The organism is Bacteroides sp. CACC 737, assembly GCF_013874375.1.
Lineage (GTDB): Bacteria > Bacteroidota > Bacteroidia > Bacteroidales > Bacteroidaceae > Bacteroides > Bacteroides uniformis.
In genome coordinates, this window is record NZ_CP059408.1 from 1,610,412 (window position 1) to 1,624,929 (window position 14,518).

The window sequence follows — 14,518 nt, forward strand, 5'->3', positions numbered from 1 at the left end:
AAAATGAACTACATACAAACAGAGATTGACGGCGTATGGCTGATTGAGCCGAAAGTATTCCATGATGCCCGCGGATACTTTATGGAAGCATTTAAGGAAGAAGAGTTCCGTGCACATGTCGGAGACGTTCACTTCATCCAGGACAATGAGTCCAAATCCTCTTTCGGTGTATTACGTGGTCTTCACTACCAGAAGGGCGATTGCAGCCAGGCTAAACTGGTACGTGTCATTAAAGGAAAAGTGCTGGACGTGGCTGTCGACTTAAGAAAATCTTCTCCCACTTTCGGAAAGTATGTCAGTGTGGAGCTAAGCGAGGAGAACAAGAGACAATTCTTCATTCCGCGCGGTTTTGCTCACGGTTTTCTGGTGCTGAGCGATGAAGCTGTCTTTACATACAAGGTAGACAACGCATACGCACCACAGTCCGAGGCATCCATCCGTTTTGACGACGAAACCATCGGTATTGAATGGCCTGTTGCTACGGAACAGCTTCTATTATCAGATAAAGACGGACATGCCGTATCGTTCAAGGATGCGGTCTATTATGAATAAAATATGAAAATAGCCATTGTCGGTACAGGATACGTCGGTTTGGTAACCGGAACCTGCTTTGCGGAAATCGGTGTCAACGTTATTTGCGTAGACACGAACAGTGAAAAGATAGAGTCACTGAAAAAGGGCGTTATTCCTATCTATGAAAACGGACTGGAAGAAATGGTTAGCCGGAATGTGAAAGCAGGACGCCTGCAATTCACCACATCCCTGGAGAGTTGTCTGAATGAGGTGGAAGTGGTATTCAGTGCCGTAGGTACACCACCCGATGAGGATGGAAGTGCCGACTTGAGCTATGTGCTGGAAGTTGCCCGCACCATTGGACGCAATATGCAGAAATACGTGTTGGTGGTAACCAAAAGTACCGTTCCCGTAGGTACTGCCCAAAAAGTGCGGACTGCCATTCAAGAAGAACTTGATAAGAGAGGGGTGAACATTGACTTTGATGTCGCTTCGAATCCCGAGTTTCTGAAAGAAGGTAATGCCATCAACGATTTTATGAGTCCCGACCGTGTAGTGGTGGGAGTAGAGTCCGAACGAGCCAAGAAGATAATGAGCAAGCTCTACAAACCATTCCTGCTGAACAACTTCCGTGTCATCTTTATGGACATCCCTTCTGCAGAAATGACAAAGTATGCGGCTAACTCCATGCTTGCCACCCGCATCAGCTTCATGAACGACATTGCCAATTTATGCGAATTGGTGGGAGCGGATGTAAACATGGTGCGCAGCGGTATCGGTTCGGATACCCGTATCGGACGTAAGTTCCTCTATCCGGGGATAGGCTACGGCGGCTCATGCTTCCCTAAGGATGTAAAGGCACTGATTAAGACAGCTGAACTGAACGGCTACAAGATGCGTGTACTCCATGCAGTAGAGGAGGTGAACGAGAAACAGAAGAGTATCTTATTCGAAAAGTTGCAGAAGCATTTCAATAATGATTTGGAGGGAAAGGTCATCGCCATTTGGGGACTGGCCTTTAAACCCGAAACAGACGACATGCGTGAAGCTCCGGCCCTGATATTGATTGACAAGCTGCTGAAAGCCGGCTGTAAAGTACGTGCCTACGACCCGGCTGCCATGAACGAATGCCGACGCCGCATAGGAGAAAGTATTTATTATGCGACAGATATGTATGATGCCGCACTGGACGCAGATGCACTGATGCTGGTGACCGAATGGAAAGAATTCCGCCTGCCTTCATGGGCAGTCATCAAGAAGACCATGGAGCAGCCGTTGGTATTGGACGGACGTAATATTTACGACAAGAAAGATATAGAAGAACAAGGTTTCACATATCATTGCATCGGAAAATAAAGTCGCAGAAAGAAGAAAAGAAATAAACAGGGACGTTATGACAATAAAAGGAAGTGCGATTCTCATTGTACTTGTTGTCTCATTAGCCTCATGCAGCAACAGACAAACAGGAGAGGTTTCCGTAAAGGAAGATCTCATTGCAAAGCAACTGTTACAAGGCATCTGGGTGAACGATGAAACAGAAATGCCGTTGATGCGCATCGAAGGGGATACGGTATATTATGCCAACCCGCAAAGCGCTCCCGTATCTTTCAAGGTCGTTCACGATACAATCTACATATACAGCAATGAACCGGTGGCCTATAAGATAGACCGTCAAACGGAATACAGCTTCTGGTTCCACTCGCTGGCCGACGAAGTAATTAAACTGCATAAATCAGAGAATGCAGAAGATTCTTTGGTTTTCACCAGCCGGGAAGTAGAGGTCATTTCCACTACTCCAGAAGTGATAAAGAAAGACAGTATCGTAATATACAAGAATACAAGGTATAGGGGATATGTATATATCAACCCCTCAAAGATGAAGGTTTTCAAGACTTCCTATTCTGAAAATGGAATCAGTGTGGACAATGTGTATTATGATAATGTAATCCATATCTGTGTATACGAAGGGAAGAAGATGCTTTACGGCCAGGACATCACCAAAAAGATGTTTGCGGATATATTCTCTGCCGAAATACTGAATCAGGCCATTCTTGCCGATATGAACTTCATGGGTGTGGACAGTAAGGGGTACCATTACCAGGCAACCCTTGGCATACCCGAAAGCTCCGTATACAGTCTGGTAAATATGATTATTGGTTTTGACTGTACAATGAGCATAGAAAAAGCGGAATAAATCCGCTTTTTCTATGTCTTTTCTTCACCACACCACAGTGTTTATTTCTTCTCACCGCCATTCTGTGGCCGTTTGGCACTGGGCTTTCCGCCTTTATTGTTGTTACGGCCATTCTTATTTCCTCCTGGCCTACGTCCGTTTCCATGGCCGCCCCGTCTTCCTCCGTCAAATGCTCTCGGCTTGTATTCTGGTGCTTCACCCAGCTCTTCGGGAACCGGTATCTTATAGATATCCCTATCTAGGAATTTTTCGATATTCTTAAAGTTACCCTGCTCCTTTTCGGAAACGAAGGTGATGGCTACGCCGTCATTATTAGCACGCGCCGTACGTCCGATACGGTGCACATAATCTTCACTGTCGTGGGGAACGTCGTAGTTTATCACCAGACGGATGTCATCGATATCAATACCTCTCGCAACGATATCTGTGGCTACCAGGATATTGATACGTCCTGCCTTGAACTCATACATCACTTCTTCGCGCTGTGCCTGCTCCAAGTCGGAATGCATTTCACCGACGTTCAGTTTCATCTGCTTCAAAGCTTTGGTCACTTCCTTCACTTTCAGTTTGGAAGAAGCAAAGATGATAACGCGTTCCGGTGTCTCCTCTGCAAAGAGGCTACGGATGATGCCCAGCTTCTGATTCTCGTAGCAAATGTAGGCTGCCTGCACAATCTTTTCTGCCGGTTTGGAAACAGCCAGCTTCACCTCGGCAGGATTGTTCAGAATGTTACCAGCCAACTGTTGTATCTTAGCAGGCATGGTGGCAGAGAACATGATTGTCTGCCGCTCTTTAGGAAGGAATTTGACAATTTGCATAATATCGTCATAAAATCCCATATCCAGCATCCGGTCTGCTTCATCCAAAATAAAATAAGAGACACGGGAAAGATCTACATAACCAAGGCTAAGATGGGCTATCAAACGCCCCGGGGTAGCAATAACGACATCAGCACCCAGTGTCAACCCTCTTTTCTGCTGCTCGAACAGTATTCCGTCATTACCACCATACACGGCCACGCTGGAAACCGGCATGAAATAAGAGAAACCTTCCATCTGTTGGTCTATCTGTTGCGCCAACTCGCGGGTAGGAGCCATGACAATGCAATTGATGGCATCGGCAGGGTGTCCGCCTTCTGAGAGCTTGTTCAATATAGGCAACAAATATGCGGCAGTTTTTCCCGTTCCGGTTTGTGCCACTGCTATTAAATCTCGACCTTCGAGTATGACGGGAATTGATTTTTCTTGTATGGGGGTGCACTCTTCAAAGCGCATGGCATCCAGTGCCTCCAGCACATTGCCATTTAAATGTAGTTCTGAAAACTTCATGTATCTCTTTTAAATTTGCGTACAAAGATAGGAAAAAGACTTATAAAATAGACTCTTACAGTAAAAAAATAAGCCCTTGGGACAATAATTATCTCAAGGACTTGCAAATTTGTTTCAAGCATCTGCCTTCAACGGGGAATATCAATGTATGAATCCTTAAATCCCAGAAAGTAAAGTACGCCATCTAAGCCGATGGTGTTGATGGATTGCTTAGCATTGGCAACAACTTTGGGCTTTGCATGAAAAGCGATTCCAAGGCCGGCAATTCCCAGCATGGGCAGGTCGTTGGCACCGTCGCCCACAGCAATAGTCTGCGCAATATCCACTTTTTCCACCTGAGCTATCAAACGCAGCAACTCCGCCTTACGCTTACCGTCAACTACATCACCGAGATAGCGACCGGTCAGTTTGCCATCCTCTATTTCCAGCTCATTGGCATACACATAGTCTATACCGTACTTCTTCTGGAGGTACTGCCCGAAGTAGGTAAACCCTCCCGAAAGAATAGCTATCTTGTAACCGTATTTCTTCAAAACATACATCAGGCGATCCACACCTTCCGTAATGGGAAGATTCTCTGCAATTTCCTGCATCACGGACTCATCCAATCCTTTCAACAAAGCCACTCGTTCGCGAAAGCTCTCAATGAAATCTATCTCACCACGCATGGCACGCTCAGTAATAGCCTTTACCTGGTCGCCCACACCTGCACGTATGGCCAATTCATCAATCACTTCCGTTTCAATCAGAGTAGAGTCCATATCGAAGCAAATGAGGCGACGCATCCGACGGTACATATTGTCCAACTGGAAAGAGAAATCCATTTCCAGTTCGGTTGCCAGTTTCATCAACTGTTCTTGCATGGCAATGCGGTCTTTCGGAGTGCCCCGAACGGAAAATTCGATGCAGGCACGTGTACGCGATTCACATTCGTCCAGCGGAATACGTCCTGTAAGGCGCTTGATGGCATCGATATTCATGCCTTGCTCTGCAAGAATACGGGTCACAGCAGATATTTGACGGGCAGACAACTTGCGCCCCAATAAAGTAAGAATATAGCGGTTCTTTCCCTGCATATTCACCCAATCCTCGTACTCTTTGGCAGTAATAGGGTAAAAACGGACAGTCACTCCCAGGGAGGAAGCCTTGAAAAGCAGTTCCTTCATAATGAACCCCGAATGTTGTTCTTCCGTCTTGCATAAAATGCCCAATGAAAGAGTATTATGAATGTCTGCTTGACCAATATCAAGAATAGTAGCATCATATTTGGCCAGAATTTCCGTCACGGAAGCTGTCAGTCCCGGACGGTCTTCACCCGTAATACGTATCAGGATGAGTTCAGTGTTCAATGGTTGCATAAATCATCTTTTTGATAGAATAATAGGCTACAAAAGTAAGGAAAATTCCCGCTATTTATGCTAAATAACATAAAAATATGACTCTAAAAAGTGAGAAAAATGCTTGTTTATTTGGAAGTTTGTTTAAGAATTACTTACCTTTGCAGCCGATTTCAGAATTAAAAGCTTTGAATATCAATGGGTTTCTACTCATTTCAAGCTCTGAGAAGACGATGTTCCGGGAAGAAATCACTGTTGAAGGACAGTCCCGGATAGTATTAACCAAAACCGTGCCGCATGAAATATGCAAAATGGATTTTTGTTGTATTACTAATAAGTTCCTTGACTTCTTTTGTAGAAAAAGACAAACCTACCGGAGGTTTGAATGTGGGTGACATGGCCCCGGATTTCAAAATCCAATCCATGTCAGCAGAGCAATCCCAAACCGACCTTTCCGATTTGAAAGGAAAGTATGTGTTGCTCAGCTTTTGGGCAAGTTACGACGCGCAGTCCCGGATGCAGAACGCAAGTTTGAGCAATGCGCTTCGCTCTACTGCCCACAACAATGTGAAGATGGTTTCAGTTTCATTCGATGAGTATCAGTCAATCTTTGAAGAAACCATCCGTAAGGACCAAATAGTTACGCCCACTTGTTTCGTGGAAACTAAAGGCGAATATTCCGGCCTCTTTAAAAAGTATCGCTTGGGCCGCGGATTCACTAACTATTTACTGGATGATAATGGTGTAATTATTGCCAAAAACATCTCTGCTGCAGAACTTTCCGCTTACTTGAATTAAGCTTGCTGATGCCCGGTGCATACAACAGCAACTTAAAGAACCAGTAAAACGAAAGTGAGGGTGTTCCCCAGAAACCGGCGTCTCTTTCCGGCAAAAAAGGGAACAAAACAAAAGAGGAAAATGAATACAACAAAAAGCCCCTCCCACACTTGTAGAACGCAAGAGTGGGAGGGGTTTCTTATTTTAATGGACTTCCGGAGACAAGCATCCTAAACCTCTACTTTAGTACGCCAAACCTCAACTTGAGCAGACTGAAGTAGAGGTTTAGAATGCTTATTTCGGCGCTTTCCTATATAAATAGAATGCAATGAAGGCATACATTATATTCGGTATCCATACAGCTATGACTGGAGGCATGTTGCCGTTTACGGCAAATGTGGAAGCAATGGTCTGAAACAGAATATAAGAGAAACTCAATGCCAAGCCGATACCCAAATGCAATCCCATTCCGCCTTTCGTTTTCTTGGAAGACAAAGACACTCCTATCAACGTCAGGATAAAGGAGGCGAACGACATGGCAATGCGTTTGTGATACTCTATCTCAAATTCCTTAATATTGGCAAAGCCGCGTTGCCGCTGCCTGCTGATGTACTCGCTCAATTGAGGGCTGGTCAGCATCTCCTGCTGATTCTTCATAATCAGAAAGTCGGCAGGCTCCATGAACAGAGTGGTATCTATGCGACCTCCTTTTATGATACTCTCCTTCATGCCATCCATCTGACGAATCATATAATCCTTGATTTTCCACTTATGCACGGCCGTCGTGTCGTAGGTAATGGAACGGGCTGTAAGGTGGGAAACCAGTTGCTTGTCATTGAACTTGTCCAAAGAAAAGCGATAACCGGTCTTGCTGTAGTCTTCAAAACGTTCGATATAGGCAATTACCCCCGAATCCACTTCCAGCTGGATGTTCCGTGCCGTATTCGCCTTACGAGGTTTGTAGTACCTGTCCTCAAAATTAATACGTGTCACACTACCTTTGGGGATGACATAAGATCCGAGGCAGAACGTCACTACCGCAATGATTGCCGCAGACACCATGTAAGGACGCAGCATACGCTTGAAACTCATTCCCGTAGAGAACATGGCGATGATTTCCGAGTTCTCTGCCAGTTTGGAAGTAAAGAAGATTACAGCGATAAACACAAACAGCGGACTGAACAGATTGGCAAAGTAGGGGATGAAGTTCAGATAATAATCAAAGACAATCGCATTCCACGGTGCTTCATGAGACATGAAGCGGTCCATCTTCTCGTTGAAGTCGAACACCACTGCAATGGAGATAATCAATGCAATGGCAAAGACATACGTACCTAAGAACTTCTTAATGATGTACCAGTCCAGCCGCTTCAAGAATTTACCTCTCGGCAGCTTTATATTCTTCCATATCCTCCAGTCCATTTTTCTCATAATCTTGTCGATACGCGTTTCACCATCATCGGTTTCCAAGTTGCAAAGTCGCCTGCAATGATATGCTTACGTGCTTCGCCCGCCAGCCACAAGTAGAAAGCCAAGTTGTGGATAGATGCTATCTGCATGGCAAGCAGCTCCTGTGCGTGGAACAGATGGCGCAAGTATGCCTTGCTGTACATGGTATCCACGTAAGAGGCGCCATCCGCTTCAATGGGAGAGAAATCCATTTCCCATTTTTTGTTGCGCATGTTCATGATGCCGTCCTTGGTAAACAGCATGCCATTGCGTCCGTTTCGGGTAGGCATCACGCAATCGAACATATCGACACCGCGTTCAATGCCTTCCAGGATATTTACCGGAGTCCCGACTCCCATCAGATAGCGAGGCTTGTCTTTGGGAAGAATCCCGTTCACCAACTCAATCATCTCGTACATCTTGTCTACAGGCTCGCCCACAGCCAGACCACCAATGGCATTACCGTCAGCACCTTTAGAGGCAACAAACTCTGCCGACTGCTCACGGAGGTCGCGATAGACGCAACCCTGCACAATGGGAAATAAGGATTGCTGATAACCATACTTAGGTTCTGTTTCGTTGAAACGCTTGATACAGCGGTCCAGCCAGCGATGTGTCAATCCCAGTGATTTTTTGGCATATTCGTAGTCCGAATCCCCCGGAGGACATTCATCAAAGGCCATCATGATGTCCGCACCGATAGTACGTTCTATATCCATCACTTTCTCCGGCGTAAAGATGTGCTTGCTACCGTCGATGTGCGAACGGAATTCCGCACCTTCTTCACGCAACTTGCGGATGCCGGACAACGAAAATACCTGGAAGCCGCCACTGTCTGTCAACATAGGACGGTCAAAGCCGTTGAACTTATGCAGTCCACCGGCTTTCTCTATCACTTCCAGTCCCGGACGCAGATAAAGATGATAGGTATTACCCAATATTATCTGCGCCTTTATGTCCTCTTTCAATTCAGGCAGATGCACGCCTTTCACTGTTCCCACTGTACCTACCGGCATAAAGATAGGTGTCTCAATCTGCCCGTGGTCAGTAGTAATCAGTCCGGCACGTGCATTGGTCTTGCTATCTGTATATTGTAACTCGAATGTCATTCCTCTTTCTTTTCAGTCTTTTCTTTCTTTACGGACAAGTCGATGGCATCGGCAACTTTTTCATCAGTCAGCGCAATGGCAAACACCTCCTTAATATCTTTCACATAGTGGAAAGTCAGTCCTTTCAGATATATATCCTGTATCTCTTCTATATTCTTGCGGTTCTCGTCGCTCAAGATAATCTCCTTGATACCAGCACGCTTGGCAGCCAGTATCTTCTCCTTGATGCCTCCTACCGGAAGTACCTTACCGCGAAGTGTTATCTCTCCCGTCATGGCAAGATTAGCCTTCACCTTTTTCTGGGTGAGGGCAGAAGCGAGGGAGGTAGCCATCGTGATACCGGCAGACGGACCGTCTTTCGGAATGGCGCCTTCGGGCACATGGACATGGATGTTCCAGTTATCAAAAATCTCTTCGTCAAGATTCAGCAAGGAGGCATGCGCCTTGATGTATTCCAATGCCAGCATGGCCGACTCTTTCATTACATCACCCAAATTGCCGGTCAATGTCAAACGTCCGCCCTTGCCACGGCTCAGGCTGGTTTCCACGAAAAGTATTTCACCACCTACGGCAGTCCACGCCAGACCGGTCACTACTCCTGCGTACTCATTACCCTGATACTTGTCCCGGGTATATTCGGGTGCCCCCAGAAATTCATACAAGTCTCCCGGTTTGATTTCGGTCTTCGCAAAATAACCGTCCGTAGCATATTGGCGTGCAGATTTACGGAGTATCTTTCCGATTTTCTTTTCCAGTTCGCGCACACCGCTCTCACGAGTATAATTCTCTATAATGGCTTCCAGCGTGTTCTTCGGAATCTTGATATCATTCTTTCTCATACCGTTTGCCTCCAATTCCTTCGGAACCAGATGGCGGCGAGCAATTTCAATCTTTTCTTCCGTGATATAGCCGCTTACCTCAATCAGCTCCATACGGTCCAACAACGGTCCGGGGATGGTATTCAGATTATTGGCAGTAGCGATGAACATCACTTTAGACAAATCATAGTCCACATCCAGAAAGTTATCATGGAATGTAGTATTCTGTTCCGGGTCGAGCACTTCGAGGAGGGCAGAGGAGGGGTCTCCTTGGCGGTCGGCACTCACCTTATCTATTTCATCCAGAATAAATACCGGATTGGAGGAACCTGCCTTTATCAGATTCTTGATAATCCGTCCCGGCATGGCACCGATATATGTCTTGCGGTGACCGCGAATCTCGGCTTCATCATGCACGCCACCCAGCGACATACGGATATACTTACGCTTCAAGGCAGCCGCAATGGAACGTCCCAAAGAGGTTTTTCCCACACCCGGAGGGCCATACAGACAGATGATGGGGGATTTCATATCGCCCTTCAGCTTCAATACGGCAAGATGTTCCAAAATACGTTCTTTCACCTTCTCCAAACCATAATGGTCTTTGTTCAATGTCTTTTCTGCATTGACAAGGCTCAGATTATCCGTCGTATAAATGCCCCACGGCAAACTAAGCATCGTCTGCAGATAGTTCAGCTGCACGCTATAGTCGGGAGACTGGGGATGGGTGCGTTCCAACTTATCCACCTCTTTTAGGAACGTAGCCTTCACCTCATCATTCCATTTGATGGTCTCCGCCTTCTTACGCATTTCCTCTATTTCCTGCTCTTGACCGCCGCCACCCAGCTCATCCTGAATGGTTTTAATCTGCTGCTGCAGGAAATACTCACGCTGCTGCTGGTCTATATCCTCGCGTGCACGCATCTGGATAGATTCTTTGATTTCGGCAAGCTGCACTTCACGATTCAGAATTTCGAGCAGGCGGTAAGTACGCGCCCGCAAAGAGTCGATACGGAGCAGTTCTATCTTTTCGTCTTTCTTGAGTGGCAGGTTCGTACAGATAAAGTCTACCAAAAACATTGGATTGGTAATGTTCTTGATGGCAAATGCCGAATCCTGCGGAAACATATCGGATGACTTGATGTAGCGTACTGTCAAGTCTTTACACGCCTCTACCAATGCATGGAATTCCTTGTCATTCTTCTCCGGAAGTTCTTCATTCAGCGTAACTATCCGTCCCTTCAGATAAGGAGTCGTATCCGTAATCTCCTTCAGTTCCATACGTTTGGAGCCTTGCAGAATGACGGTAGTTGTCTGGTCTGGCATTTCAAGCACACGTACTATCTTGGCAACTGTACCGATGGTATGTAAATCCTCAAGCAGAGGTGTCTCTGTTTCAGCCACCTTTTGGCATACAACAGCTATATAAGAATTTTTCTTTTCTGCTTCACGCACCAATTTGAGGGAAGATTTCCTTCCTACAGATACCGGCATAAACACCCCAGGGAACAATACCATATTTCGAAGAGGCAATATCGGTAAAACCTCTTCTACCTCAATGTCCATCAATTGTTCCTCATTCCCCTCAAAATCAGCAATTACAGAGAAAGCGTTTCCGCTTCTATCTTCGACATCACTCAGGTAATTTCTTTTCTTCATTTCTTTCTTTTTAGTTTATGTCATATTGGCAGGCCAATAAAGCGCTTGCAAAGTTAAGCTATTTCTTCATAAATAGACATTCTCATCCTTTAAAAAGACAAAAACAGTGCCAATTTTATGACAAATATGCAGGTTTTGATTATTTTTGAACCCAATTAAAGAAGATAAACATGCCGAAATCATCTTTTAAGTTTAAACAATTTACCATATTTCATGATAAATGCGCCATGAAGGTCGGCACAGATGGTGTACTACTTGGGGCATGGGCCCCGGCAGACAAAGCGAAGCGTATACTGGACGTTGGAACCGGTACCGGATTAATAGCCTTACAGTTAGCGCAAAGGAATCCGCATGCCCGGATTACTGCAATCGAAATAGATGCAGCTGCAGCCGGACAAGCCACAGAAAATGTATCTCACTCTCCATGGGCCGGTAGAGTAGAGGTCATATGTCATGATTTCCGAGATTATCAGCCGGAAAACAGATTTGACCTTATCATTTCCAATCCTCCCTATTTTATAGATGCGTTGAAATGTCCTGACGAACAAAGGTGCACAGCACGGCATGCGGGCAATTTGAATTACGATTTACTATTTCGTCGTTCGGCATCTTTGCTTGAAGAGCAAGGAGTCGTAAGCATCATTATTCCAGCGGAAGCTGAAAAAACGGTTGTGGATACAGCTTGGAACCATAAGTTGTTTCCATTGCATCGTGTGCAAGTCTTCACCAAACCCGGAAAACCGTGCAGACGGGTATTGCTGAACTTTGGTTTTGAAGCAAAAGAGTGTAGAGAAGAGAAACTTTGTATTGAGATGAATCACAATGAGTTTACCCCTGAATATGTAGCTTTAACGAAAGATTTCTATCTGAAAATGTAATTTTAATTGCATAAAACTTGCCTAAATATTTGGTTGGTATCAGAATTGTTTTTACCTTTGCACTCGCTTTTCAGAAGTAAAGCATTCGGGGTGTAGCGCAGTCCGGTTAGCGCACCTGCTTTGGGAGCAGGGGGTCGTGGGTTCGAATCCCGCTACCCCGACGGATGAGAATCAAGGAGTTACGTAAAAAGTAGCTCCTTTTTTTGTTGCTTGAATGGGGCGGTTTACCTTTGGTTTAACCGAGTGAGTTAAACCGAGAGTTAAACCAAAAATGAACATGGATGCTACAATTTCAGTGGTTTGTTACAAATCCAAGACCCTATCTAATGGCGAACACCCTCTAATGCTTCGTATCAGTAAAGACGGAAAGAAGAAATATCAGAGTTTGGGAATATCTGTAAATCCCAAGTTTTGGGACTTTCAGAAAAATAAACCGAAGCCTAAATGTCCTAATTTAGAGTATCTTCAAAAGATTATTCTTGATAAGAAGCTGGAACTTCAAAAGAAAATGCTTGAAATAAAGTCTGACCAAAAAGAATACTCGGCTGCAACTCTGATTGAAGCAAATGAAAAGCTACTGGTTGCCAAAACCGTAGATTGCTTTTATAAAGAAATAATTGCCCAGTGTGAGATTAACAACAAATGTGGTAATAGACTGGTTTACCTTAATTCCTATAACTCTTTGAAAAGATTTACTAATGGAAAATTGGAAATACCCTTTAATACCATAAATGTGGCATGGCTCGAAAAATATGAAAAGTGGCTCCGGAGTAATGGCAACAAAGAAACAACAATCAGTTTAATGTTCCGTACCTTACGAAGCACATATAATAAAGCAATAAAAGAAAGATGTGCCCATTTGTCTGATTATCCTTTTCAAGAATATAAAATCAGTAAATTCAACACTTCTACTCAAAAGAGAGCCATAGCTAAAACAGATATGTTGAAGTTTACAGAAACTTCCCAACCGATAGGACAAAAGAAATATGTGGAGTTAAGTAAAGACATTTTTATATTCAGCTATCTGTGTGGCGGTATAAACTTTACTGATATTGCCAATTTAACACAGGAGAATATCGTCAATGGTAGGTTACATTATATCCGTCAGAAAACTGGTAAGCTAATCAAGATTGGAATACCCCAAGAAGCTATGCAAATTATAAAAAAATACACCGATGAGAGTAATGGTTATCTATTCCCGATATTGAATGTAAAAGTCCATAAAACAGCTTTACAGAAGCAGAATAGGATTCATAAAATACGTGGCAAGGTGAATGACATTCTAAGGACACTCGGTAAGCGATTGGGAATTGAAGCTAATATAACGACCTATGTCGCCGCCATTCATTCGCAAGTGTTCTTAAGAAATCGGGAGTAAACATTGCATTGATAAGTGAAGCATTGGGGCATTCAGACTTGGCGACTACTCAAATATATTTGGATAGCTTCGACAACGAGCAAGTAGGTGAAGCGATGAAGAATTTGCTATAATGAATAAATCTCCATTTGCAGTAATGCAGGTGGGGATTATTTTTTTAATTTTGCCTTAAACTAAAAATTATGGAGAAATTAAAAGAAGATTGTATCATTACGGACGAGCGTTTGGAAAACATGAAAGCTATCGCAGAACTATATGTGCCAAATCTGGAAGCAGAAATATATAAAAACATCTGTACCACTACCGCCTTACCTATATTTATAAAAAGATACAACCAAAACAAACTCAAAGAATATGGGAAGTTTACATACGAAAAATATGTGGCAAACAAAGAAATACAAGACACCCTAAAAGGTTTGAGAATTGATATTGATAAATTCTGGTTTCTACTTCTATTCATTTTTGATTATACTTGTGGCACTTGCATAGATGGCATGAAAGGATATGGAGCAGGAATAGAACAATTAAAAGAAGCTGTAAAAGCCATAGTTGAAAACCATGAAAGAACAACCCCGTATGGAATAACTTTTAAAAGCCCCATCAAAATTACTGTTGAAATAGGCGACAAAGATAAAAGAACAATAGTAATTGACAGCCCAGATGCTATTGCTCACACAGCCGCGTCCATTATCAACAGTATAAACGAAATCGAAGACCATCCTTGGATGCAAAATCAAAGAATGACATTTATCCCTACAGAAGAAAAACAAACCATTCATATATGGATGTTCTATAAGATGTTTCAAGACTTCTTCAATCTGCCACCCTATAAAAAGCAGTTTAATCGTAGACGCAAGAAAGGAGAACAGGGGTTATCCCTCAGCAAGATATTTCTCGTATCAAAACTGATATATTTTACAAGGCTATCCACGAATACAAAATTCGACGAAAGTGATGAAAATTTGAGAGGATACATCAGTCTGCATAAAGGAAGAATAATCAATTCTGTAAACAGCATATATTAACGGCAACAAACAAAAGCGCAATTCAGATTGCTAATGAGTTGTGCTTTTATTAT

At 43.9% G+C, this 14,518-nt stretch carries 11 protein-coding genes, 1 tRNA gene and 1 pseudogene; 8 read left to right on the plus strand and 5 right to left on the minus strand.

Annotated elements, in window-relative coordinates; translation table 11 throughout:
• Window positions 1-3: 3 nt before the first annotated feature.
• Genes rfbC through H1A11_RS06985 form a run of 3 tightly spaced genes read left to right on the plus strand, consistent with a single transcriptional unit; the run spans window position 4 to window position 2,707 of the window.
• Window positions 4-552, plus strand: a complete 549-nt coding sequence (gene rfbC, locus H1A11_RS06975; protein WP_117964589.1) for a dTDP-4-dehydrorhamnose 3,5-epimerase — start codon at window positions 4-6, stop codon at window positions 550-552.
• A 3-nt stretch (window positions 553-555) separates the two neighbouring features.
• The gene (locus H1A11_RS06980) at window positions 556-1,869 is read left to right on the plus strand and encodes a UDP-glucose/GDP-mannose dehydrogenase family protein (RefSeq protein ID WP_181757941.1); all 1,314 of its coding nucleotides are present in this window, start codon (window positions 556-558) and stop codon (window positions 1,867-1,869) included.
• Between the two features lie 37 nt (window positions 1,870-1,906).
• A complete protein-coding gene (locus H1A11_RS06985) occupies window positions 1,907-2,707 on the plus strand; it encodes a DUF4738 domain-containing protein (protein WP_181757942.1) in 801 nt (266 codons plus the stop codon).
• 41 nt (window positions 2,708-2,748) lie between these two features.
• Here the strand turns inward: H1A11_RS06985 and H1A11_RS06990 are convergent, their stop codons facing one another.
• Together H1A11_RS06990 and serB are read right to left on the minus strand one after the other, a co-directional pair.
• Window positions 2,749-4,035: a DEAD/DEAH box helicase gene (locus tag H1A11_RS06990; RefSeq protein ID WP_181757943.1), complete on the minus strand. Its 1,287-nt coding sequence runs from the start codon at window positions 4,033-4,035 to the stop codon at window positions 2,749-2,751.
• Window positions 4,036-4,163: 128 nt separating this feature from the next.
• Complete coding sequence (serB, locus tag H1A11_RS06995) at window positions 4,164-5,393, minus strand: phosphoserine phosphatase SerB (protein WP_117599649.1); 1,230 nt, start codon at window positions 5,391-5,393, stop codon at window positions 4,164-4,166.
• A 276-nt stretch (window positions 5,394-5,669) separates the two neighbouring features.
• Here serB and H1A11_RS07000 point away from each other — a divergent pair, with 276 nt between their 5' ends.
• Window positions 5,670-6,170 (plus strand): thioredoxin-like domain-containing protein, encoded by a 501-nt coding sequence (locus H1A11_RS07000; RefSeq protein ID WP_117599651.1) that lies wholly within the window; start codon window positions 5,670-5,672, stop codon window positions 6,168-6,170.
• Window positions 6,171-6,443: 273 nt separating this feature from the next.
• Here H1A11_RS07000 and H1A11_RS07005 read toward each other — a convergent pair whose 3' ends face one another.
• From H1A11_RS07005 to lon, 3 genes are read right to left on the minus strand one after another with little or no spacing between them, the layout of a single operon-like run.
• On the minus strand, window positions 6,444-7,580 hold the full coding sequence (locus tag H1A11_RS07005; RefSeq protein ID WP_181758082.1) for an LptF/LptG family permease: 1,137 nt from the start codon (window positions 7,578-7,580) through the stop codon (window positions 6,444-6,446).
• Complete coding sequence (gene tgt / locus H1A11_RS07010; RefSeq protein WP_005825470.1) at window positions 7,577-8,707, minus strand: tRNA guanosine(34) transglycosylase Tgt; 1,131 nt, start codon at window positions 8,705-8,707, stop codon at window positions 7,577-7,579. The genes H1A11_RS07005 and tgt overlap by 4 nt, the downstream gene beginning before the upstream one ends.
• The gene (gene lon, locus H1A11_RS07015) at window positions 8,704-11,184 is read right to left on the minus strand and encodes an endopeptidase La (RefSeq protein WP_181757944.1); all 2,481 of its coding nucleotides are present in this window, start codon (window positions 11,182-11,184) and stop codon (window positions 8,704-8,706) included. The genes tgt and lon overlap by 4 nt, the downstream gene beginning before the upstream one ends.
• Before the next feature lie 170 nt (window positions 11,185-11,354).
• On the opposite strand from lon, the gene H1A11_RS07020 reads away from it, so the two are divergent.
• From H1A11_RS07020 to H1A11_RS07035, 4 genes and pseudogenes are all read left to right on the plus strand, one after another.
• A complete protein-coding gene (locus tag H1A11_RS07020; protein WP_117964583.1) occupies window positions 11,355-12,062 on the plus strand; it encodes a tRNA1(Val) (adenine(37)-N6)-methyltransferase in 708 nt (235 codons plus the stop codon).
• An 86-nt stretch (window positions 12,063-12,148) separates the two neighbouring features.
• A tRNA-Pro gene (locus H1A11_RS07025) sits at window positions 12,149-12,223 on the plus strand.
• 116 nt (window positions 12,224-12,339) lie between these two features.
• Window positions 12,340-13,553: pseudogene (locus tag H1A11_RS07030) on the plus strand (site-specific integrase).
• A gap of 69 nt (window positions 13,554-13,622) precedes the next feature.
• Window positions 13,623-14,465, plus strand: a complete 843-nt coding sequence (locus H1A11_RS07035) for a hypothetical protein (protein WP_181757945.1) — start codon at window positions 13,623-13,625, stop codon at window positions 14,463-14,465.
• Window positions 14,466-14,518: the final 53 nt, after the last annotated feature.